The sequence below is a fragment of the Acidimicrobiia bacterium genome, from assembly GCA_012959995.1.
In the GTDB taxonomy this organism is placed as follows: Bacteria; Actinomycetota; Acidimicrobiia; order Acidimicrobiales; family MedAcidi-G1; genus MedAcidi-G2B.
The window spans coordinates 48457-71043 of sequence record DUCC01000010.1 but is presented as its reverse complement, the minus strand read 5'-3'; the positions used below and the strand labels follow the sequence as shown (position 1 = coordinate 71043).

The 22587-nt window shown below is 56.1% G+C and carries 24 protein-coding genes; 20 read left to right on the top strand and 4 right to left on the bottom strand.

Translation table 11 applies throughout. The features are described 5' to 3' along the window. The first annotated feature begins 2 nt into the window (after positions 1-2). Entirely contained in the window at positions 3-1565 is a 1563-nt protein-coding gene (locus EYQ49_02490; GenBank protein ID HIG24748.1) for an acyl-CoA synthetase, read from the top strand. Here the strand turns inward: EYQ49_02490 and EYQ49_02485 are convergent, their stop codons facing one another. Then, complete coding sequence (locus EYQ49_02485; protein ID HIG24747.1) at positions 1566-2870, bottom strand: inositol-3-phosphate synthase; 1305 nt, start codon at positions 2868-2870, stop codon at positions 1566-1568. It lies immediately after the preceding gene. Between the two features lie 77 nt (positions 2871-2947). Between EYQ49_02485 and EYQ49_02480 the strand changes: the two genes are divergently transcribed. The 13 genes from EYQ49_02480 (at position 2948) to atpC (ending at position 14040) form a co-directional block, all read left to right on the top strand. Then, the gene (locus EYQ49_02480; GenBank protein ID HIG24746.1) at positions 2948-3835 is read left to right on the top strand and encodes a LysR family transcriptional regulator; all 888 of its coding nucleotides are present in this window, start codon (positions 2948-2950) and stop codon (positions 3833-3835) included. A gap of 92 nt (positions 3836-3927) precedes the next feature. After that, positions 3928-5172 (top strand): serine hydroxymethyltransferase, encoded by a 1245-nt coding sequence (locus tag EYQ49_02475; GenBank protein HIG24745.1) that lies wholly within the window; start codon positions 3928-3930, stop codon positions 5170-5172. Between the two features lie 93 nt (positions 5173-5265). Further along, complete coding sequence (locus EYQ49_02470; GenBank protein ID HIG24744.1) at positions 5266-6303, top strand: undecaprenyl/decaprenyl-phosphate alpha-N-acetylglucosaminyl 1-phosphate transferase; 1038 nt, start codon at positions 5266-5268, stop codon at positions 6301-6303. Positions 6304-6392: 89 nt separating this feature from the next. Further along, the gene (locus tag EYQ49_02465; protein ID HIG24743.1) at positions 6393-6695 is read left to right on the top strand and encodes an AtpZ/AtpI family protein; all 303 of its coding nucleotides are present in this window, start codon (positions 6393-6395) and stop codon (positions 6693-6695) included. Between the two features lie 2 nt (positions 6696-6697). Continuing rightward, positions 6698-7129 (top strand): ATP synthase subunit I, encoded by a 432-nt coding sequence (locus tag EYQ49_02460; GenBank protein HIG24742.1) that lies wholly within the window; start codon positions 6698-6700, stop codon positions 7127-7129. Between the two features lie 14 nt (positions 7130-7143). Beyond that, complete coding sequence (gene atpB, locus EYQ49_02455; protein HIG24741.1) at positions 7144-7905, top strand: F0F1 ATP synthase subunit A; 762 nt, start codon at positions 7144-7146, stop codon at positions 7903-7905. Between the two features lie 89 nt (positions 7906-7994). After that, entirely contained in the window at positions 7995-8249 is a 255-nt protein-coding gene (gene atpE / locus EYQ49_02450; protein ID HIG24740.1) for an ATP synthase F0 subunit C, read from the top strand. 30 nt (positions 8250-8279) lie between these two features. After that, entirely contained in the window at positions 8280-8990 is a 711-nt protein-coding gene (gene atpF, locus EYQ49_02445) for a F0F1 ATP synthase subunit B (GenBank protein ID HIG24739.1), read from the top strand. Further along, positions 8983-9513, top strand: coding sequence for an ATP synthase F1 subunit delta (gene atpH, locus EYQ49_02440; protein ID HIG24738.1), 531 nt, complete (start codon positions 8983-8985; stop codon positions 9511-9513). Before atpF ends, atpH begins: the two co-directional genes overlap by 8 nt. 30 nt (positions 9514-9543) lie before the next feature. Continuing rightward, positions 9544-11163: a F0F1 ATP synthase subunit alpha gene (locus tag EYQ49_02435; protein HIG24737.1), complete on the top strand. Its 1620-nt coding sequence runs from the start codon at positions 9544-9546 to the stop codon at positions 11161-11163. An 84-nt stretch (positions 11164-11247) separates the two neighbouring features. Further along, complete coding sequence (locus tag EYQ49_02430; protein ID HIG24736.1) at positions 11248-12183, top strand: F0F1 ATP synthase subunit gamma; 936 nt, start codon at positions 11248-11250, stop codon at positions 12181-12183. A gap of 29 nt (positions 12184-12212) precedes the next feature. Then, entirely contained in the window at positions 12213-13631 is a 1419-nt protein-coding gene (atpD, locus tag EYQ49_02425) for a F0F1 ATP synthase subunit beta (GenBank protein ID HIG24735.1), read from the top strand. Beyond that, the gene (gene atpC / locus EYQ49_02420) at positions 13594-14040 is read left to right on the top strand and encodes an ATP synthase F1 subunit epsilon (protein HIG24734.1); all 447 of its coding nucleotides are present in this window, start codon (positions 13594-13596) and stop codon (positions 14038-14040) included. Before atpD ends, atpC begins: the two co-directional genes overlap by 38 nt. An 18-nt stretch (positions 14041-14058) precedes the next feature. On the opposite strand, the gene glpX is transcribed toward atpC, so the two are convergent. Then, positions 14059-15051 (bottom strand): class II fructose-bisphosphatase, encoded by a 993-nt coding sequence (glpX, locus tag EYQ49_02415; GenBank protein HIG24733.1) that lies wholly within the window; start codon positions 15049-15051, stop codon positions 14059-14061. 95 nt (positions 15052-15146) lie between these two features. On the opposite strand from glpX, the gene EYQ49_02410 reads away from it, so the two are divergent. Further along, a complete protein-coding gene (locus tag EYQ49_02410; protein HIG24732.1) occupies positions 15147-15935 on the top strand; it encodes a hypothetical protein in 789 nt (262 codons plus the stop codon). 43 nt (positions 15936-15978) lie between these two features. On the opposite strand, the gene EYQ49_02405 is transcribed toward EYQ49_02410, so the two are convergent. Next, positions 15979-16956, bottom strand: coding sequence for a hypothetical protein (locus tag EYQ49_02405; protein HIG24731.1), 978 nt, complete (start codon positions 16954-16956; stop codon positions 15979-15981). 35 nt (positions 16957-16991) lie between these two features. Here EYQ49_02405 and EYQ49_02400 point away from each other — a divergent pair, with 35 nt between their 5' ends. After that, on the top strand, positions 16992-17558 hold the full coding sequence (locus EYQ49_02400) for a dienelactone hydrolase (GenBank protein HIG24730.1): 567 nt from the start codon (positions 16992-16994) through the stop codon (positions 17556-17558). On the opposite strand, the gene EYQ49_02395 is transcribed toward EYQ49_02400, so the two are convergent. Next, a complete protein-coding gene (locus tag EYQ49_02395; GenBank protein ID HIG24729.1) occupies positions 17555-19033 on the bottom strand; it encodes an MFS transporter in 1479 nt (492 codons plus the stop codon). The genes EYQ49_02400 and EYQ49_02395 overlap by 4 nt on opposite strands. A gap of 106 nt (positions 19034-19139) precedes the next feature. Here EYQ49_02395 and murA point away from each other — a divergent pair, with 106 nt between their 5' ends. The 4 genes from murA to EYQ49_02375 all read left to right on the top strand — a co-directional run bounded on the left by murA (position 19140) and on the right by EYQ49_02375 (position 22581). Then, complete coding sequence (gene murA, locus EYQ49_02390; GenBank protein HIG24728.1) at positions 19140-20378, top strand: UDP-N-acetylglucosamine 1-carboxyvinyltransferase; 1239 nt, start codon at positions 19140-19142, stop codon at positions 20376-20378. A gap of 185 nt (positions 20379-20563) precedes the next feature. Next, entirely contained in the window at positions 20564-20863 is a 300-nt protein-coding gene (locus EYQ49_02385) for a NifU family protein (GenBank protein ID HIG24727.1), read from the top strand. A gap of 23 nt (positions 20864-20886) precedes the next feature. Beyond that, positions 20887-21678: an enoyl-CoA hydratase/isomerase family protein gene (locus EYQ49_02380; protein HIG24726.1), complete on the top strand. Its 792-nt coding sequence runs from the start codon at positions 20887-20889 to the stop codon at positions 21676-21678. 24 nt (positions 21679-21702) lie between these two features. Then, complete coding sequence (locus tag EYQ49_02375; GenBank protein HIG24725.1) at positions 21703-22581, top strand: rhomboid family intramembrane serine protease; 879 nt, start codon at positions 21703-21705, stop codon at positions 22579-22581. Positions 22582-22587: the final 6 nt, after the last annotated feature.

Sequence of the window (22587 nt, the reverse complement as noted above, 5' to 3'; positions counted from 1 at the left end):
ACATGACTGATCAAATTGCAGAACTTGAGTACCCAGGGCGGTGGGCCGCCGAAGATCCTGACCGTTTAGCTATCGTGATGCACGGTTCGGGACAAACCATGACCTTCGCCGAGTTGCATGCCGAGGCCGGCCGCATAGCCAACTTATTTCGTAGCTTGGGGTTGAAAACCGGCGAACATATGGCTTTTTGTCTAGAGAACCGGTTGGATTTTTTGCCGCTGGCTTGGGGCGCTATTTATGCCGGGTTGCATTACACGGCGATTTCTTCTCGACTGACGGCCGGTGAGATGACCTACATTATTAATGACTGTGGGGCGCGGGTGTTTGTAACCTCGCCTTACAAAACAGAGGCCGCCGCAGAAATGCTGACCGCTACCCCCAAGGTAGAGGCTCGCTTTAGTGTGGGTGGTTTGCTTGAAAACCACGCATCGTTTGAAGATGCAGTAGCGGCGCAATCCTCTGAGGTGCCCGAAGATGCGGTTGAGGGCCAAGACATGCTTTATTCCTCCGGTACCACCGGTAGACCTAAAGGGGTCAAGATGCCTATCGCCGGCCAACCGTTGGGCCAGTCCACCACGATTTCCCTGATGGCTAAAATCCTTTTTAGCGCAGAACCCAACACGGTGTACTTGTCGCCGGCCCCGCTCTATCACGCGGCCCCTTTGCGTTTTTGTCTGAGTTATCAGCGCATTGGATGCACCGTGGTGGCTATGGAAAAATTTGACCCCGAAGAGGCGCTGGCGGCCATTGAAAAGCATCAAGCGCACGGCAGCCAGTGGGTGCCCACCATGTTTGTGCGCATGCTCAAATTGCCCGAAGAAGTCCGGAAAAAATACGACGTGTCGTCGCTGGCCTCAGCCATTCATGCGGCGGCCCCCTGCCCGATAGAGGTAAAGCGCCGAATGATCGACTGGTGGGGCCCGGTGCTTCATGAGTATTACGCCGGCACCGAAGGCAACGGTTTGACGTACACCAACTCGGCCGACTGGCTTGAACACCCCGGGTCGGTGGGCAAAGCGATTTTAGGCGAACTGGCTATTATGGACGACGACGGCAACGAGGTGCCGGTGGGCCAAGAGGGCAGTGTTTATTTTCGCGGCAACTCGGCTTTTGAGTACCACAACGATCCACAAAAAACCGCTGATGCCAAACTGGGAGCCAATATGAGCACCCTGGGCGATGTCGGTCGTCTTGACCAAGACGGGTTTTTGTATCTCACTGACCGTAAGGCTTACATGATCATTGCTGGTGGGGTAAATATTTACCCGCAGGAAGCAGAGAACGTGTTGACCATGCACCCTGCGGTATTCGACGTGGCAGTTATTGGGGTGCCCAACGATGACTTCGGCGAAGAAGTTAAAGCGATAGTGCAGTTAGTTGACCCATCGGAGGCCACGTCAGAAATGGCCAAAGAACTCATTGCTTATTGCCGGGACCAGTTAGCCGACGTGAAGTGTCCGCGCAGTGTGGATTTCAGAGACGAACTGCCCCGGCATCCCACCGGCAAGTTGTATAAGCGTCTATTGAAAGACGAATATTGGGCAGGTCACGAGACCCGCATCTAGCTAACCCGCTTCGGAGTGGGTTACTGGCTGTTCACCCATCCATTCGCGCAAGGTGTTCTTTAACTTGGTTTGTTGAATAAACAAGTCGTGTTCGGGCCCGGCGTCGGTGGTGGATTGTGGGGCCTTCAAATAGAAGGACAGCCATTCTTGTACGCCTGATTGGCCGGCTCGGTGAGCGAGGTCCATAAATAAGGCGAGGTCCAAGACGATGGGGGCGGCCAAGATGGAGTCACGGCACAAGAAGTCGACCTTGATCTGCATGGGGTAACCCAACCAGCCGAAGATATCAATGTTGTCCCAGCCTTCTTTGTTGTCGCCGCGAGGTGGGTAGTAGTTGATGCGCACCACGTGGTCGATGTTGCCGTAAAGGTCGGGGTAGGACTCGGGTTGCAAGATGGCATCCAGTACGCCGAGTTTGGACATTTCTTTGGTTTTGAAGTTTTCTGGGTCGTCGAGTACTTCGCCGTCTCGATTACCCAAAATGTTGGTGGAGTACCAGCCGCGCAAGCCCAACATGCGAGCTTTGATACCGGGGGCCAATAGGGTTTTCATCCAGGTTTGACCAGTTTTGAAGTCTTTGCCGACGATGGGTACGCCGCGGGTGGCGGAGAGTTCAATCATGCAAGGCAAGTCGGTAGAAAGGTTGGGTGCTCCGTTGGCGAAAGGCACGTCGCTCATGAGGGCGGCGTAGACGTAAATCTGGCTGGGAGAAATGTTTTCGTCGTTGGCGTGCAAGCCGGCTTCGAAGGCAGCCACGGTGTCGTGTACTTCGCTGGGCTCTTGGTAGGCCTCGGTGGATCCGCACCACACCATGACCAAACGGTCGCAGTTATTTTCGATGCGGAAATGTTCGATGTCGGCAATGAGGGCTTCGGCTTGTTCCCATTTGGAGGCGATGTTTTTTACGCGAACTCCGTCAAGTCTTTTAACCCAGCGTTGGTCGAACACGGCGTCCATGGGGACGATGCCTTCGAGTTCGGCAGAGAGGGGAGCGAGGTCTTTTTCGTCGAGCACGCCGCAGGTGCGGGCTGCTTCAAGAGCGTTCGGTGAGATGGGGTCCCAGCCGCCGAAGACCAGGTCGTCGAGTTCGGCCAGGGGCACGAATTCGCGAATCAGTGGGTTGCGGTTTTCTTCTCGGCCGCCGAGGCGGATGTGAGCCATTTGGGTGAGTGACCCGATGGGGGCGCTGAGGCCTTTGCGGGCGGCAATTACGCCGGCGATAAAGGTAGAGGAAACAGCACCGAGGCCCGGGGTAAGGACCCCCAATTTTCCGGTTGCGGGTTTGATGTTCATTTGTTCAGTCATAGCGAGCAAGCATAAGCATTGGTCAACGTTTATGTTGTTATATTAAGCAAGACTTAATATTGCGAAAGAAGAACCACATGTCATCTCGAGAACCAATGCTGTTACCGAACCTCAGTGTGCAACAACTTGAGTACCTGGTGGCCGCCGCCGATCACCCCACCCGAGCCGCCGCCGCCCAAAACCTTGGAGTCACTGCTTCGGCACTTACCCAGGGGCTCACCGAACTTGAACGCCGGGTCGGGCTCCCACTTTTTGAGCGCCAGGGCCGCTCGACCGTGTTGCGCCGCCAAGCCAACCAAGTGTTGGCCCATGCCCGCCGGGTAGTAGCCGAAACCCGCGACCTCGCTCGCTGGGCAGAAGCACAAAAAAGTGGCAGCACCGGCCAAATACGGCTCGGATCTATTGACGCCGTTGCGGTGCACCACAAAGCCGAAGCCATTCGCCGCTTTCACCAAGACAGCCCTGAAGTAGACCTGCACCTCACCGTGGCTCCCTCCGGGCCTCTGCTTGAAGCCCTCCAGTCCGGAGACCTTGACTTGGTGCTTTGTGTTGACCCGACCCCCGCCCCTCCGGGCATCGACGTCACCCTGCTCTGCGAAGAACCGCTCATGGTTTATGCACCCCCAGATATCAAGCAACACCCAATGCTTAAGTGGGGGCCGTGGGTGTCGTTTCCGGCGGGATCGCATACTCGCTCGGTAATCGCCGCCGCTCTCGCCGCCGAAGGAATGGCCTACGAGGTTGTTGCAGAGTCCAACCAGCCTGAAGTGTTACGAGAAATGGTTCGCCTGGGTCTGGGTTGGGCCGTGCTGCCCCCGGTACAGGCCGAGTCCGGCGTTGACCCCCTCACCCCGGTGCGCCGCCTCCCGATAGCGAAACGTAAGTTAGTAATCGCTCGTCGGACTGCCGCACCACCCGATCCAGCGACCGAAGCCTTAATCGCTGCGTTAGAAAACTCGGCTTGACAACCAACTCCCTCGGTTCAAGACCGCTAGCCTGCCGACACCGGCAACTATCAACAGTTGCTTTTATTGTTTCTTAAACAAAGGACGATGACATGCCTTGGCCCACCACCCGAGACGAAGAACTTTTTGGTTACGTCGATCAAGAAAAAATACGTCAAAACACCACCCTGCAACTCATTGCTTCAGAAAACTTTGCGTCACCAGCGGTGCTAGAAGCCTCCGGTTCGGTGCTGACCAACAAATACGCCGAGGGTTACCCCGGCAAGCGTTACTACGGGGGCAACGAGTTTGTCGACGAAGTAGAAGACTTGGCCCGTGACCGGGTCAAAGCCTTGTTTGGGGCAGAACACGCCAACGTGCAACCCCACTCAGGAGCCAACGCCAACATGGCGGTTTACCAGGCCTTGCTGCAGCCCGGCGACACCGTCTTGGGCCTCAGCCTTGACCACGGCGGCCACCTCACCCACGGGTCTTCGGTTAACGCCAGCGGGATTCTCTATAACTTTATTTCCTACGGTTTAACCGCTAGCGACGAACGCTTGGACTACGAAGAAATCCGTGCCTTGGCTCATGCCAACCAGCCCAAGATGATTGTGGCCGGAGCCACCGCCTACTCGCGCATTATTGAACCAGCTCCCTTGCGAGAAATTGCCGATGAGGTCGGGGCGTTGCTGATGTTTGATGCGGCCCACATCGCTGGTCTTATTGCCGGGGGAGTGCACCCCAACCCGGTGCCTTACTGCGACATCGTGACCTTCACCACGCATAAAACTCTGCGGGGCCCACGAGGCGGCTGTATTTTGAGCCGAGAAGAACACGCTAAAGCAATAGATAAAGCTATTTTCCCCGGTACTCAAGGCGGGCCGCTTGAACACCACATCGCTGCTAAAGCGGTGGCTTTCAAAGAAGCCGCCGACCCATCGTTTGCCGTTTACGCGGCACAAATTGTGGCCAACGCAGCAGCGCTAGCCAAAGCCCTGAGTGGCCACGGTTTCCGCATAGTTTCTGGCGGCACCGATAACCACTTAATGGTGGTAGACCTTCGCACCTTTGACCCAGACCTCACCGGGGCCGTTGCACAAACAGTGCTTGACCGCGCAGGAATCACGCTGAACAAAAATACCGTACCTGACGACCCACGGTCACCTTTTGTGACCAGCGGAGTGCGCATCGGCACCCCTTCCACCACGACCCAAGGGATGAAAGAGCCAGAGATGGCGCAGATTGCCGGCTTCATTGCCCGCACCCTGACCGGGCGTGAAGACGACGCAGTCATCGCCCAAGTGCGCAGTGAAGTAATGGACCTCTGTCAACAATTCACCCCCTACGAGGGTTAGAAAGCGTAAGTTCTTTTTATGCCGAGCCCGCTGGCCTTCATAATCGTTGGAGGAGTGACCGCTTCGGTCACCGCAGCAGCCACCCCAATTGCTATGCGTGTAGCGGTACGGGCTGGGGTTTTGGTGGCCCCCGATGATCGCAATGTGCATTCCTACCCCACGCCTCCGTTGGGCGGGGTGGCCATGTACGTGGGGTTGCTTGCGGGTTTACTGACCGCTTGGGCGTTAGGGGACTTCGCCGCAGTATTTGCGTCCCCCACCGAAATGGTCGGCTTTTTGCTGGCCGCTACTTTGATGTGTGGGGTCGGGGTGCTCGACGATGTGCGTCCGGTGTCGGCTCCCGCCAAGGTGGCCGGCATGGTGGCCGGGGCCAGCATTTTATCTCTGGCGGGTATTTCGTTGCTGGTGTTGCGCATACCGTTTTTGGATTTAGTCATTCTCTCGCCAGATCTTTCCGCCTTGCTTACCGTGGTTTGGGTGGTGCTTATCGCCAACGCTGTGAACCTCATTGATGGGCTCGATGGTTTAGCCGCCGGCATTGTTGGTATTGCTGCGTTAACGTTTTTTCTTTACGCCTTACAACTTGAAGAGTCGGGGGTTTTGTTTGACGGCAACCCGGGGTCGCTTATTGCTTTGCTCACCGTGGGGGTGTGTGTAGGGTTTTTGCCTCACAACGTGCATCCGGCCCGTATTTTTATGGGTGATGGGGGGGCGTTGCTTTTAGGGCTGTTGATGGCGGCATCTACCGTGGCGGTGGGGGGTCGCACGGACGCTCCGTTTAGCGGGCAGTCGTTCTTTTTCTTCGCCCCGATTTTTATTCCTATCATCGTGTTGGGGGTGCCGTTGCTGGATATGACCTTCGCTATTATTCGTCGGGTGGCTACTCGAGGGTTAAAGGTGACCCAAGCGGACAAAGATCATTTGCATCATCGTTTGATGCGTCTGGGTCACGGACATCGGCGGACGGTGTTTATTTTGTGGGCATGGACGGCATTGTTGTCGGGGTTTGTACTGTGGCCTACCTACACCGGGGAAGGCGATGCTTTGGTGCCTATGGGTATCGCTGCGGTATGCCTGGCTCTTTTTACGGTTCTTCACCCCAGGTTTCGAACAAACGAAGAAACGGTGTGACCGATTTGGCAGTAAAGGCGCCCGTTTGGGTTGCCGACCCTGTCTTGAGTGAATAGATTTGTTAACGGTCAAGGAGGATTTACCTCGTTGTGCCAACTACCCGGGCAGAGGATTTTTTGTTTATGGAACAAAACGAATCACGCGAACTGAAGCAAGGCTTTGCTGACGCCTTCGCTGCTGCTTTTGAAATGGTGGTGACCCCGGTGATTTTTGGTTTTCTCGGTTGGTTGCTTGACGGCCAAATCGGTACCTCCCCGCTCTTCACCGTGGCCTTCGTTTTACTTACCGTGGCCTATGCCTCGTGGAAAACTTTTCATAACTACACAAATAATCTTGAACACCAAGTTGCCGAGCGACGTAAAGCTTGGCGAGCTAACGGGCCGCTGGTGTGAACATGACTCTGGACGCTGCGGTGAACCCCGAACAAGAAGTTGCCCGAGATTTATCGCGCCGAGCCTTGATGGTTTTGCCAGCGTTTCTGCTGGTGGGAGCACTTTTTGATGGTTTGAGCGGGGCAGCATCTGCGGCGCTGGCCCTTGCCTTGGTGGCTTTGAATTTTCGTTTGGGCGCCGCCATTATCGCTCGAGCCATGGCCATTTCGCTTAACGCTCTTTACGGTGCCGTGCTTTTTGGTTACCTTTTTCGCCTCGGTTTTATGACTGCTGTCGTTTTAGTTGTCAGAAACGGTGAATGGTTCGCTACCGTGCCCTTCGCAATAACCCTTCTCATTACTCATCTGGGTTTGCTTACCTGGGAGACCAAGCACGTTGCGGCGTCGCTGGCTTTCCCCGGGTTGGCACCCACCGACCTTAAGCCTCAGGAGTAGCACCAAAAGTGAACGTGCTCGCACTCGACTTCCCACCAGTCAGTCATCTCTTTGAGTGGCCCGACATTTTCTTTAATGGCACCTTTTACGCCATCAACAAATCGGTACTCATTTACTTTGCTGCGGTAATTCTTACCTTGCTCATCTTTTTGGTGGCGGGCCGCAAGCAAACATCAATGGTTCCCGCTGGCATGCAGCACGTTGCTGAGTCAGGCATTAATTTCATTGAAGAATCTGTGGTGATGGAAACCATCGGCCCAGAAGGCAAAAAGTTTATGCCTTTCTTGACCACCATGTTTTTCTTCATCTTATTTTCTAACATTTTCGAAGTTATTCCTGGTATTCAGTTTCCCGCCAACAGTCGCATGGCGGTACCCATCACTTTGGCGTTAGTGGTTTGGGTTATTTACAACGTGGTGGGTATTAAGTCTCAAGGGTTGGGTGGCTACCTCAAGAACTCACTTTTCCCTCCGGGCGTGCCCAAGGCGCTTTACCTCATCGTTACTCCCATCGAATTGGTCTCCACTTTTGTGGTGCGGCCTTTCTCGTTGGCTATCCGGCTTTGGGCCAACATGGTGGCCGGCCACCTTTTGTTGGTGACCTTCGCCGTTCTTTCTACGGCCCTGTGGGACGCCACCTATATTGGTGCGGCGGCCCCCTTTGCCATGCTGGTCATGATGACCGGCTTTGAAATCTTGGTGTCGGTCTTGCAGGCCTTCATCTTCACCATTCTTACTGCTGTATACATCGGCGGTTCGCTGCACCCTGCTCACTAGGGCGCAACGAAGTAAAAGATCAATATTAATAAACAATCTCCAGACGGAAACTCCGGCTGGATAACAAAGAAAACAGGAGAATCCAAGTGCTGAACGTTCTGGCGCAAACGGGAGCGGGCGAAGTGCTCGAAGGCCTTAAGGCCATCGGAGCTGGCCTAGGTTACGGCTTGGCCGCTATCGGCCCTGGTATCGGTATCGGTACCGTGGTTGGTAACGCAATTTCATCGATGGCTCGACAACCAGAGTCAGCCGGCATGGTCCGGACGACGATGTTCTTGGGCATTGCCTTCACTGAGGCTTTGGCCTTGATCGGTTTCGTTGTCTTCATCCTTTTGATGCCTTAAGCATCGTCGACGACGAGAGAGAGTAAACCAATGAGCAAATTACGGAACCGCCTACTGGTGGCCCCGCTTCTTGCCGTGCTGGGCCTTGTGGCCTTGTCCGGACCGGCCTCTGCGTCGGGCGAATCAGTGGGTGGCTGCATGGCCGAACTGTTCACCGAGGCAATCGAAGAAGCCCATGGCGACGTTGTACACGCCGCTCATGACGAGGCCGTGCAAAGCGCCCTCGAAAAGTGCTTCGAAGCGCCAAGCCCCATTATCCCTGAAGTAAACGAAATCATCTGGGGCGGTTCTGCCTTTTTGATCTTGTTTGTCATCATGGTAAAGAAAGGCTTCCCCGCTGTTAAAGGCGCTATGGATGCCCGGGCCGACAAGATTCGTGATGATCTTGACGCTGCAGAACAAGCCAAGACTGATGCCCAATCGGTAAAAACCGATTACGAAGCACAGTTGGCCGACGCTAAAGCTGAGTCTTCACGCATCATCAACGAAGCACGGGTAACCGCTGATCAGCTTAAAGCTGACTTGGCTGTCCAAGCCGAAGCTTCTATTGCTGAAATGCGTGAACGCGCTGCTGCCGACGTGGAATCTTCACGTCAGCAAGCCATAGCCGACTTGCGGGCCGAAGTGGCCGGCATCGCTTTGGGTGCAGCCGAACGGGTAGTGCAGTCCAGCTTGAACGCTGAAGTGCACGGCAGCCTGATCGACGCTTACATCGACGAGGTGGCCGGAAACAATGGCTAACCCCCAGGTGGCCGGCTACGCCGAAGCCTTGTTCGCGGTAGCGGCGGCAGAGGGAAACCTTGCCGTTGTCGAAGACGAACTGTTCGGTTTTGCTCAGGCAATCCGGTCCAACGACGAACTGCGTTCAACGCTCGCTGACGGAAACGTGCCCGCTGGTCGACGCCTCCAGGTGGTTGAAAACCTCCTGAGTGGTCAAGCCACAGCAACTACGTCAGCGTTGGTATCCCTCGTGGTAGGAGCCGGCCGCGCCGCCGACCTCCCCGCCATCGTGGATGCCTTTATTGAACGCAGTGCCGCATCACGCAATAAAGCTGTCGCCACCGTGCGTTCAGCGGTCGACCTTTCGGACGACCAACGCCAACGCTTGGCAGAGGCTATTAAAACCTCTTCCGGCAAAGACGTCGAAATTAAAGTGGTTATTGACCCAACTGTTTTGGGCGGGGTAATCACCGAAATCGGCGACGACATAATCGATGGCAGCGTGCGACGCCGCCTAAACCAGCTTCGTGAGAGCTTTCGCTAACCGGCGAGCTATCAGAGACGAGAGAGAAAAATGGCTGAACTGACGATCAACACGGCGGACATTGCCTCCGCTATCCAGAAAAACCTTGAAGGTTTCCAACCAAGCCTGGAACAATCCCAGGTGGGGCGGGTAATTTCCGTAGGTGATGGTATCGCTCGTGTATCGGGTCTTCCCGGCGCAGCGGTTAACGAGTTGCTCCAATTTGAGAGCGGCACTTTTGGGCTTGCCCTTAACCTTGACGAAGGGTCCATCGGTGCGGTGGTCCTTGGTGAGGTAAACGACATCGAAGAGGGCCAAGCAGTACGGGCCACCGGCGACATTTTGGCGCTGCCCGTGGGCGACGGCATGTTGGGTCGTGTGGTAAACGCTTTGGGCGAACCCATCGACGGAAAGGGCCCGTTGGTCAATGTTGAACAACGCCGCATGGAACTCCAAGCTCCCGGCATTATGGGTCGTAAGCCGGTGCACGAACCAATGCAGACCGGTATTAAAGCCATTGACTCTTTGATCCCTATTGGGCGTGGTCAGCGTGAGTTGATCATTGGTGACCGTAAAACTGGTAAAACCACTATTGCTATTGACACCATCATTAACCAGGCTGGTCAAGGCGTGAAGTGCGTTTATGTAGCTATTGGCCAAAAGGCTTCTACGGTTGCGCAAACCGTGGCCGTTCTTGAGGCTCATGGTGCTATGGAATACACGGTGGTAGTGATGGCTCCGGCCTCTGAACCCGCACCGTTCAAGTACTTGGCTCCTTACGCCGGTTGCGCCATTGGGCAACACTGGATGGACCAAGGCCAGCACGCTTTAGCGGTTTACGATGACCTTTCTAAACAAGCTGAGGCTTACCGACAAATGTCGTTGTTGCTTCGTCGTCCTCCGGGCCGTGAGGCTTACCCCGGCGATGTTTTCTACTTGCACAGCCGTTTGTTGGAACGCTCCGCCAAGTTGAGCGACGATTTGGGTGCCGGTTCGATGACCGCTTTGCCCATTATCGAGACCAAAGCGGGCGACGTTTCGGCTTTCATCCCTACCAACGTGATTTCCATTACTGATGGCCAGATCTTCTTGCAAGACGATCTGTTCAAATCTGGGGTACGTCCTGCTGTAGATGTGGGTATTTCCGTATCTCGCGTGGGTTCTGCCGCCCAAACCAAAGCCATGAAAGGCGCCGTAGGTACGCTCAAGTCTGACTTGCAGCAGTTCCGTGAGTTGGAGTCTTTCGCAGCGTTCGGTTCTGACCTGGATGCCGTATCGCAATCGCAACTTGACCGTGGTTACCGCTTGGTGGAATTGTTGAAGCAAGATTTGAACTCTCCACTTTTGATGGAAGAACAAACCGTTTCGCTGTGGGCCGGTACCCGGGGTCACCTTGATGGCATCGAAGTAGCGGACGTCACCCGTTTCGAAGCCGAGTTGTTGGAATGGTTCCGTACTCGTGAAGCAGGCAGCCTGGCCAGCATTAAAGAAACCGGTAAAATTGCTGACGAAGAAGCATTTGATGCTGCTATCGCCGCTTTTGCTGAACAGTTCACTGGTTCGCAGAGCAGCGACGATGCTCCTGATGCAGAACACATTGACACCGATTCGCACATTGTTGATGCCGACACTACTTTGCCTGAAGAAGACATTTCGGCAGGCAACGAGTGATCTTGATGTCTCGTTCTTTCTGCGCTTTGAAGACCCTCGGTTTTGCCGTGGGGTCTCTGGGCGCCCTTACGTTAGGGGCGGCTGATGGCCGGCGGTAAAGAACGCGAACTGCGACGTCGTATAGACAGCGTCCAGAACACCAAAAAAATTACCCGCGCTATGGAGCTTATTGCTGCTACTCGGGTAGTTAAGGCGCAACAACGAGCACGTGAGGCACGTCCTTACGCTAAACAAATCACCAAGGTTATTGAAAACTTGGCTGCTGGTGGCGCAGAGGTAGACCACCCGTTACTTCGCCAAGCCGAAAAAGTTGAATGTGTTGGGGTCATCGTGATCTCGTCGGATCGTGGTTTGGCTGGTCCGTATAACTCTTCGGTTATTCGTGCGGCAGAACGCCAAGTGCAAAATGCTCGTTCTGAAGGTGCTGGTTATTCGCTGATTGTTATTGGTAAAAAAGCTCGAGATTACTTCACTTTCCGCAAATACGAAATTGCCTCGTATACCGAAGGTATTAGTGACAACCCAACTTATGAAGACGCTCGCCACTTAGCCGACACGGTGGCCGGCCTGTTCATAAGCGGTGATATTGATCGCGTGGAGTTGGTCTACACCGAGTTCCTCAGCATGGGAAGCCAGAAAGTAGCCACTCGTCGTTTCTTGCCTTTAGAGGGCACCGAAACTATGGCTGCCAAAGGTAGCGGCGAGGCCGGAGCGACCGACTCTTTCGAATTTGAACCTTCACCAGAGGCCGTATTGGCAGCTCTGCTTCCTCGTTATGTGGAGGCTCGCTTGTTTGGGGCGTTGCTGGAGTCAGCAGCGTCTGAACACGCCAACCGGCAGCGAGCCATGAAAGCAGCGACCGATAACGCTGATGAGCTCATCACCAAGTTGTCCCGTGAAATGAACCGGGCTCGTCAAGATGCTATTACTACCGAAATTATGGAAATCATCAGCGGCGCTGAGGCACTTAACGATGATGACCAATCCGAAGAAAACGCCTCTGTGGGCGCCGAACACTAACCAGATCTGAAAAGAAACCAGGAGTAACCATGACTGTTACCGACCTTAAAGACGGACACATTGTCGGCATCGCCGGCCCAGTAATCGATGCGGAGTTCCCTCCCGGGGAATTACCAGAGATCAACACGGCCCTCGAGTTCGACGTTGTTATTGAAGGCGAAACCACCACCGTGGTGGCCGAAGTTGCTCAGCAACTCGGCAACAGCCGGGTGCGGGCTATCGCTATGAAACCTACCGACGGCTTGACTCGCGGCGTAGCGGTACGTAATACCGGTCGCGGCATTACTGTGCCGGTAGGTGACGCCACCTTGGGCCACGTGTTCAACGTGATTGGTAAAGGCCTGGATGACCCCAACGCTGCTCTTGATGCTGAACGTTGGGAAATCCACCGCAGCGCACCATCGTTTGATTCGTTGGAACCTAAAGCACAGATGTTCGAAACCGGTGTGAAGGTGATTGACCTTCTTACCCCTTACCTGCAGGGCGGAAAGATCGGCTTGTTTGGTGGTGCGGGTGTAGGTAAAACGGTACTTATCACCGAAATGATCAACCGGGTTGCCACCAACCATGGTGGTGTATCGGTGTTCGCTGGTGTGGGTGAACGTACCCGTGAAGGCACCGACCTCATGTTGGAGATGGAAGAGTCCGGCGTGCTGGAAAAAGCTGCTTTGGTCTTCGGCCAAATGGATGAGCCTCCTGGCGTGCGTTTGCGGGTGGCTTTGTCTGCTTTGACTATGGCTGAGTACTTCCGTGACGAGCAAGGCCAGGACGTGTTGTTGTTCATTGACAACATTTTCCGCTTCGTGCAAGCCGGTTCTGAAGTATCAACCTTGTTGGGCCGTATGCCTTCTGCTGTGGGTTACCAGCCCACCTTGGCCGACGAAATGGGCCAGTTGCAAGAACGCATTACTACCACTCGAGGTCGTTCTATTACCTCCATGCAAGCGGTTTACGTACCGGCTGATGATTACACCGACCCGGCACCGTTCACCTCGTTTACTCACTTCGACGGCACCACCGAGTTGAGCCGTGATATCGCTGCTTTGGGTATTTACCCTGCGGTGGATCCTTTGGCTTCGACCTCAACCATTCTTACCCCTGAGGTAGTTGGTGAAAAGCATTACAACACGGCTCGCCGGGTGCAAGAAATCTTGCAGCGTTACAAGGAACTCCAAGACATCATCGCCATTTTGGGCTTGGATGAACTTTCTGAAGAGGACCGCATCACGGTATCTCGAGCCCGTAAGGTGCAGCGTTTCCTTTCGCAGCCTATGAACGTGGCCGAAATCTTCACCGGTCTTCCTGGGGTAACCGTTCCGGTTCAAGAAACCGTTGATTCGTTTGCTGCTTTGGTAGACGGCGAACTGGATGACCTTCCTGAACAGGCTTTCTTGAACGTGGGTGGCGCAGATGACGCCCGCCGCAAAGCCGCTGAGCTCGAGGGCTAACGCAGTTATGACCTTTCAGGTTGAACTGGTTTCTCCGGAGGCCATTACCTATAGCGGCGAAGCCGAGATGCTGGTAGCGCGCACCGTAGAAGGCGGCGATATCGCTTTCCAGCCCGGGCACGTGCCATTTATTGGCGTGTTGGCGGTGTGGTCAGTGGAGGTTATTCGTCCCGATGGGGGCCGTGATGCTTTTGCGGTCCATCAAGGGTTTGTTCAAGTAGCGGGCACCAAGATCAGCATTTTGTCTGATGTGTCTGAAGAGGCTACTGAGATTGATGTGGCTCGTGCACAGACCGCTAAAGATAACGCTGAAGCGGCCTTAACGGCCGACAGCGAAGACCAAGACGCGGCGGGTGCTTTGGGTCGTGCGGAGCTGCGGCTTGCTGTAGCGGGCGCTGAACAGGCGTAACGAACCGTTTTTTGGTCCTTATGCGGGGCCGTCGGTGTGGGCATCTAATTTTTCGCTGTTGTGGCTGGCTGAGATAAGCCGGACTGTTCCAGAGAGCGAGCGCATGACTAAAGTTTGGGTATGTACTTTTCCTGATGAGTAGTGCACGCCTTTTAGTAGTTCGCCGTCGGTAATGCCGGTGGCGGCGAAGAAGCAGTTGTCGCCTGATACCAGGTCATCGATGGTGAGTACTTTTTCAAGGTCGTAATTTAGGTCTAGGGCGGCGTTGCGTTCTTTGTCGTTGCGGGGCCAGAGGCGGCCTTCCATTACGCCACCCATGCATTTGAGTGCGGCGGCGGTGATAACGCCTTCTGGGGTGCCGCCGATTCCGAACAGCACGTCGGCGCCACTGTCGGCCCATGCGGTTGAGATTGCCCCGGCTACGTCGCCGTCGGGGATGAGGCGTATGCGGGCGCCGGCGGCTCGGACTTCGCTTATTAGGTCGTGGTGGCGATCGCGGTCCAAAATGACGGCAGTGATGTCGTTTACTGATTCGCCTTTGGCGGTTGCTACTGCGTGCAGGTTTTCGGTAGGGCTTTTGGTGATGTCAATGACGCCCACGCAGTCGGGTCCGGCCGCTATTTTTTCCATGTAAACACAAGGCCCGGGGTCAAACATGGTGCCTCGTGGGCTTATGGCGATGACCGCTACGGCGTTGCCGCGGCCTAGCGAGGTGAGGGTGGTGCCGTCGATAGGATCTACGGCGATGTCGGTGGCGGGGGAAGAGCCGTTTCCTACTTTTTCGCCGTTAAAAAGCATGGGCGCTTCGTCTTTTTCGCCTTCGCCGATGATGACCAAGCCGTCCATGTTGACGTCGCTGAGTACGTCCCGCATGGCGTCTACGGCGGCTTTGTCGGCGCCTTCTTTGTCGCCTCGCCCCATCCAGCGGGAGGCCGCGAGGGCAGCGGCTTCGGTTACTCGCACCAGTTCGAGGGCGAGATTGCGGTCATCAAATTCTAGATTTTCGTTCATAAGGTTGAACCTAGTGGGTGGGAGGGGCGGTGACACGGCCGGAGTGAGTTTCCTTTGGTGGTGTGGTTCGTTGCTGCAGGTGCGAAGATGGGGGCATGAGATGGTGCTTTCAATGTGGAATCCAATATGACGAGGGTGTGGCGGACTGCGTGGAGTGCGGGGTTGAACTTGTTGATGAAGCGCCGACCGCTTCTGATGAGGTCGGCACGGAAGGCGAAGATCAGTTGGCTTATGAACTGCACGAGTGGGCGGGGGAGTCCCGTCGATTGTTGGATCAGCAACTTACCGGACATTCGGTAGCGCATTCGTGGCAGGGAGCCACTTTGGTGGTGCGGTCTGAGGACGAAGTGCTGGTTGATGAGTTGGTGGCTTCTACGGATGGAACCGGCGGCCCAGTGTTGGACCCGGCTGCGGAGAAGATTGCTTACGAGGTCGAGGGTTGGGCGGCTGATGAGCAAACGGCGTTTACCGAATTGTTGGGCCGTTTAGGTATTCCTCATGAGTTTGATGAGGCGGGCGATTTGTTGGTGTTGGCCGCTGATGAGGATGCGGTGGAGTCGGCTTTGGATGCTTTTCAAGGTGGGTCTGATGAGCGGCCAGAACTTGAGGGGTTGGCGGCTAATGGTTTGTTAACTGATATTTTTGTGGCTTGCGACCGGTTGCGTCGAGACCATCATGACAACCGTGGGGTGGAGGGCTTAGTGGACAACGCTCCGGTGTTGACGAGTTACCGTCCTCCGTTTGGTTTCGATCCGCAAATGTGGAATGCCTTGGGTGAGCGATCGGCTGAACTGGCCGAATTGTTGGCCACCGGCGACACCGACCCTGACGAGATCAAAGAACGGGCCAAAGTGTTGGCCGAGGCTTTACGCCAACTGGTCTAAATATTTTCAGCCACAGTGACATGGTGTCTGACACCATGTCGCGTTAAAGGGGCTTGATGAGGGACTTCCAGAGGGTGAGGTAACTGGGCCATTGCAGGTCGCCGAGGTAGCCGTCTTCTTGGAGAGCGGTTTGTAGGCGTTTGAGGTTGCGCCATGGCACGGTCATATCGACGTGGTGGGCTAAGTGGTAGCCGACGCCTACGGGGGCGATGATGGCTCGCGACCAGGGGGTTTGTTTGATGTGGTGGGTGGTTTGGCGCCGGTCGGGGGAGCGGGTCATACCGGCATGTTCGGCTAAGGCTCGCAGACGGTTGATTACTTGGTAAATGAACATCCACGGGGTCAGCCAGAGGAGAAGGTAGAGCCACGGGTGGCCGTTGGCGGCGAAAACAGAAAAGATGAGGATTTGGCCCAGAAGGAACATGCCGGTGAGTTTGAGGTGCCGGGGCTGACTGAGGTTCCTGAAACGGGGCCGCACTATGCGAAAAGCGGATACCCCGGTGGCGTCGCGTACCAACTTGCGACGCATTGAGGCTTTGGTGATGGGGTAAAGGCTGTAAAGCAAAAAGTCGGGTTCTTTGGGGCCGAATTCATCGCGGTGGTGGTTGATGTGGCCGATGCGGTAGCCGTGGCTGCCGGTGCCGAAGGTCAGCCAACCGATGAGGGTGATGCCCACGAAGTCGTTGATGCGCTGGTTGCTAAAGAGCAAACGGTGGGCGGCTTCGTGGTGGAGGATAAACAATCGGTTTTGGGCGAGGGCCATGAGGGGCACGGCGGCGGCCCAAGTGGCCCAGTGGTTGAGGGTTAGGGCCGCCCAAACGATGAGTACCGGTAGGGCTACGGCTCCGAGCACGGTGCCGATGTTTCTTAGGTTTGAGATGCGTCGGAGTTCGTCACGGAAAGCGCCGCGGGGTCGGCCGTCGGGGTGCAGGCGGTCGCTGCCGGCAAAGGGTGCCGGGTGGGGGGCCATGCCGCCGGTCATGGTGGCCACCAGGGTGTCGTGGTCCACGGGTTGGTTCATGTTGTCAGGTTACTCAAGGCCTTAGGCTGGGTGCTATGTCCGGCGCTGCTGATCTTTCGCTTTTTTTGACTCCGGGGGCGGGTTCTAACCGAGAACATCCGTGTTTGGTGGAAATAGAAAAACAGGTGGCTCCGTTGGCGGTGCAACGTTTTGATTTTCGTTACCGCCAAGAAGGCCGTCGTTTTCCGGATCGAGCGCCCAAGTTGGTGGCCGAAGTTAACGAGGCGGTGACTGCTTGGGGGGTGGACCCGCAGAACCTGGTGTTAGGTGGGCGATCCATGGGGGGACGTATTTGCTCAATGGCCGTGGCTGAGGGTTTGCCGGCCGCTGGTTTGGTACTGATTTGTTATCCGTTGCACCCGGTCAAGAAACCCGAGACCTTACGGGTGGATCATTTTGGTGACCTGCAGGTGCCGTGTTTGTTTATTTCAGGCGACCGTGACGAGTTTGGCACTCCCGAGGAGTTTGACCAACATCTTCATAAAATCCCCGGCCCGGTAACTCGAGTGGTTTTGGAAGGCAAGCGCCACGACCTTAAAGGCGCCGACGAAACCATCGCCGCCACCGTGGCCGACTGGCTGGTGTCGCTGCCTAATAGCTAAACATCTTCAAGGTTTGCATCGTCGGGGTTGAGTTCTTCGAGGGCTTTGCGGGCTGTTTCGGGGTAGCGAGAGATGACCAACCAGGCGGCCAGAAACGGCCCCAAGGTCACAATGGCAAAAGCTGGGCCGTAGGCATCGAAGTGGTTGTGTAACCAGCCGACCAAAAGCAAGCCACAAACACTGCCCAGCACTCCGATGGTCACGATGGTGCCGTTGGCTTTGGCTCGATGATGAGTAGAGAACAGTTCTGGGCCGTAGACCCCGAGGGCTACGGTGAGCGACCCCACTACCACACCGCCCAAATGGCTGGCCCACATGAGGGGCCCGGCAAAAAAGTAACTTCCGGTTATGAGCACTGCTCCTCCAGCCAAACCGAGGGCACCAACATGGCGGCGGCCTCGGGTGTCGGCCCATTTGCCGGCCAGAAAAATACCGATGGCCGCTGGGGTGGAGGTCAACAGGGTGTAGATGGAAATGCCGGTGGCGTTGAACCCTCGTTGCTCGCGCAAGAAGTCGTTTTGAAACTGGCTTGCCGGTGAAGCAAAAAGCAGGAACAAGAAAGCCCCGGTAGCCAGCAAAGCCAACCGTCGATATTCGGTGCGTAACGGGGCACCGTGTAGGTCGGGGGTTTGTTTGTTGGCCACAAAACGGCGAGTTTCGGGGAGACGACGGCAAGCAGCCAGCACTAAGGGCAGCGACAGTAAGGGCACGAGGTAAACCACTCGCCAGCCTTGGGGGTTGAGGTCGGCTACCGGGAGGACCCAAACCGCCATGCCGGCACCTAAAGCGGCAGCGAGCGACAGCATGCTTACCCCGTAGGCTCGGGCGCCCCGGGGCAACTCTTCGGCCGCCATAACCCCAATGAGGATGCCCATGCCGGTGGTCAGGCCACGGGCAAAAAGTTGCGACCCGCCCAGAAACCAGAGGCCGGGGGAGAGCGCCCCGAGCCCGGTCAAGAGAACCGCCCCGAGTATGGCCCAGCGCAGGAGTCGGCGGCGCCCGTGACGGTCGGCCAGCACCATGACCCCTAAGGCCACTAACACCCCGATGCGCACGACAGCCAAGGTAACGCCTTGAGCGGTGCTGGTGCGGTTGAACTCGTCGGCAGCGAAAGTAATGGTTTGGGTGATGACTGTGCCGAGGTAGCCGTCGATTACTTGTAAAACAGCCAGCAGCGAAAGCACCCGGGCCGCTCGGGCATCTAGCCGACTGGGCGGTGACCACCAAGGGATGCGGCGTCGGGGTAAGGCACGACGCATGATCAAGGTAAAAAGGGGCCGCCAGACGGGGACGCTTAAACGAAACTGGTAGGTCTCGGTGACCTGATGTTCTTGAGCACCCTCGGTTACGGTCAAGGTGCGCTGGTAATGCTCAAACGGCCCGTGGTCTAAAACGAAACGGTTGGGGCCGTCGGGGCGTTCGCCTACCAAGTCGTCTCTTGCGGTACGAAGTTCGGCTAGGCCGGCATCGTCCACCGTCAGGTGATGAGAAACAGAAGAAATAAGAGGTCTCTTTCAAAAATGGTCTGCGATACAGCATACTTAACAGGTGAGCAGTGATTCTCTTTCTCCCGAGGCAGCAATTTTGGTGCGACCTTCGGGGCCTCTGCGCGGCACGGTAAAAGTGGGTGGGGCCAAGAACTCGGTGCTAAAACTCATGGCCGCTTCTTTGTTGGCGCCGGGCCAGTTCACCATCAGGAACGTGCCGGCCATTGCTGATGTTATGTGGATGGGCGAACTTCTTGAACACATGGGCGTCTCGGTAAGTCGAACGGATGATGTGCTGACCATTGAGGTGCCCGACCAACTCACGCCGGAAGCGCCTTATGAACTGGTGGAACGCATGCGGGCATCCATTGTAGTTTTGGGGCCATTGTTGGCTCGTTTTGGCCGGGCCAAAGTATCGGTACCGGGCGGCGACGATTTTGGCCATCGACCCATCGACATGCATCTGCAAGCTTTAGAAGAACTCGGCGCTACTTTTTCTACTAGCCATGGTTACATCGAGGGCCGTGCCGAACGCCTAGTGGGTACTCGAGTCTTGTTGGAGTTCCCGAGTGTGGGGGCCACAGAAAACTTGTTGATGGCTGCCGTGTTAGCGCAAGGCACCACGGTGATCGATAACGCTGCTCGTGAACCAGAGATTGCAGACCTGGCAGATTTCTTGAACGCGATGGGGGCCAAAATTACTGGAGCGGGCCGTTCGGTGCTCGTCGTCGAGGGGGTCACTGAACTTCATGCCGTAGAGCACACGGTAATCCCTGACCGTATTGAGGCCGCTACTTATTTAGCAGCAGTGGGGATCGCCGGCGGCGAGATCACCATTGCCGGGGCACGAGCCGACCACATGTCGATGCTTTTGCGAAAAGTTGGCGAAATGGGTATGGAGACCAACCCGGTGGTCAATGGATTGGAAGTCAAAGTCGACCAGCGTTTGCGGTCGGTTGATGTTTCTACTTTGCCTTACCCGGGGGTGGCTACCGATTACAAACCGTTGTTGGTGGCCATGTTGTCGGTGGCTGACGGGGTGGGCATCGTGACGGAAAACATTTTTGCGGGGCGCTTTCGCTACGCCGATGAGTTGGTGCGCATGGGCGCCGATATTCGTGTGGAGGGCCATCATGCGGTGGTGCGGGGCATGGCCGCGCTCTCTGGTGCACCGGTGCGGGCGCCGGATATTCGTGCGGGGGCTGCGCTGGTGGTAGCGGGTCTGGCGGCGGAAGGCGAAACGCTGATTGCTGAGGCGCATCACGTTGCTCGGGGCTATCAGGATTTAGTCGGCAACTTGTCGGCTTTAGGGGCCGACGTTTCTTACGCTTGATCGTCGGGCGGGTCCATGCGGCGGGAGCGCCGGTCGGCGACCCATAAAAGGGCGGCTACCACAAGTAGCGGGCCGGCCACCACCAGTATTTCGTCCCAGCCACCTTGGTGGGCCAGCATCAGAGTTTTTTCCACTGGTTCAATCTAGTGGGTGGGAGTGGGGTTGTGGCGTGAGAGACTAACCCTATGTCACTAAATGTTGTTCCTGAGGCTGCCGGTTCGTTAGTCGAACAGGTTGAAAAAGTTATTGCGGTTATTCGGCCGGCTATCCAGGCTGATGAGGGTGACATAGCTTTGATCAACGTGGATGAAGAAACCGGCGAGGTTCTGGTGGAGTTAATGGGGGCTTGTGTGGAATGCCCGGCTTCGGACCAAACCCTCAAAGCAGGCATTGAGCGCATAATGAAAGACCGGGTGCCGGGTGTTACTTCGGTGCGTAATACCGGCGAGACGCTGGTTGATGACGGTACGGCTATCACTTTTTGATAACAGCGGCTACGGTCACTGCTATGGATGATTTTAATTTTTTGCAAGTAGCCCGTCATGAGGTAACTGATGGCGGTCCGGTAGTGGTCATTACTTTGGATCGCCCCAAGGTGAACGCCTTGTCGACGGCACTATTGAATGAGATCTTGGTGGCGGCGGAGGCCTGCACTGCGGACCCTCCAGGTGCGGTGGTCATTACGGGGGCTGGCCGGTTTTTTGCTGCTGGGGCAGAGATTTCTGAGTTCACCGACCCGGCTACTCGTGGTGCTATTGGTCAGGCTTTTCGGGATGCTTTTGATGCGGTGGCGGGCATACCTTGCCCGGTGGTGGCGGCGGTTAATGGTTTTGCGTTGGGTGGCGGAGCGGAGTTGGCGTGGTGCTGCGACTATCGCATTGCCGGGGAGTCCACGGTGTTTGGTCAACCAGAGATTTTGTTGGGCATTATCCCCGGGGCGGGCGGTACCCAGCGCTTGACCCGTTTGCTTGGGGTGGCCCGCACGAAGGAACTGGTTTTTGAGGGCGGGCAGTTGGCGGCTACCCAAGCCGCGGATTTAGGTTTGGTGAACGCTGTGGTGGCCGATGACGAGGTGCTGAGTGTGGCTATGGCTCGGGCTGAAGCGTTGGCTCGAGGTCCGCAGTTGGCGTTACGGGCCGCTAAGGCGGCTATTGATTTTGGTATTGACGGCTCGTTGGCGGAGGGGCTTGACTTAGAGGGCGAAGTATTTACTGAACTTTTCGACACCGATGATGCACAAACTGGCATTGCTTCATTTTTTGAACATGGCCCGGGCAAAGCCACTTTTTCCGGTCGCTGAGTTAACCCGATACCGTTTCGTCTTATGAATGCTTCGGAGGCTTGCGACCGCCACCCTGACCGCCGTGCGGGGGTGACCTGTCAGCGTTGTGGGAGCCGTATTTGCCCTGATTGTATGCGCAGTGCTTCGGTGGGGTTTCATTGCCCGTCGTGTGCGGCGGGTTCGCCGATAGAGGCCAAGAATCGCCGTAGGGTTCGGCGGGCTTCGGGCGACCCGGAGGCCACTCGGGCCATTATCGGGCTGAATGCTTTGGCATTCCTTTGGTCTTTGATGAACGGTGGCAGCCTTTCGGGGGCTGGGGGTGACACCACGTTAGATTTTGGCTTGTTGGGCTTTGGCCGCACTCGGGTGGATGGTTTGATGACCGATATTGGGGTGGCTGAGGGCGAGTGGTGGCGTTTGGTTTCGTCGGCCTTTTTGCATGCCGGTATTTTGCACATTGTTTTCAACATGTATTTGTTGTGGATGTTGGGCCGCCAGTTAGAGCAGTTGCATGGCCGGAGCCGTTTTGTGGGCTTGTATGTGGGTTCGTTGGCTGCCGGTTCTTTGGGGGTCATGTTGATGGACCCCACGGCGTTGACGGTGGGGGCGTCGGGGGCGGTGTTTGGTTTGATGGCCGCCATGTTTGTGCATCAGCAGCGTCGGGGCATTAGCCCGTGGCGGAGCGGTATCGGCGGTTTGGTGTTGCTGAATGTGTTCTTTACTTTTGGTCGTCCGGGCATCAGCATCGGTGGCCATTTGGGTGGTTTGCTGGGCGGAGCGTTTTTGGCCTGGGCCCTCGACGAGATGGATAAAAAACAAGTCAGCCGTCAACGCAGCACTTTGGTGATAGCGGCCTTTACTGTGTTGTGTTTAGTGGCCAGCGTGTGGGCCGCCAACCGTTGGTACGACCCAGTTTTCTAAGTTTGT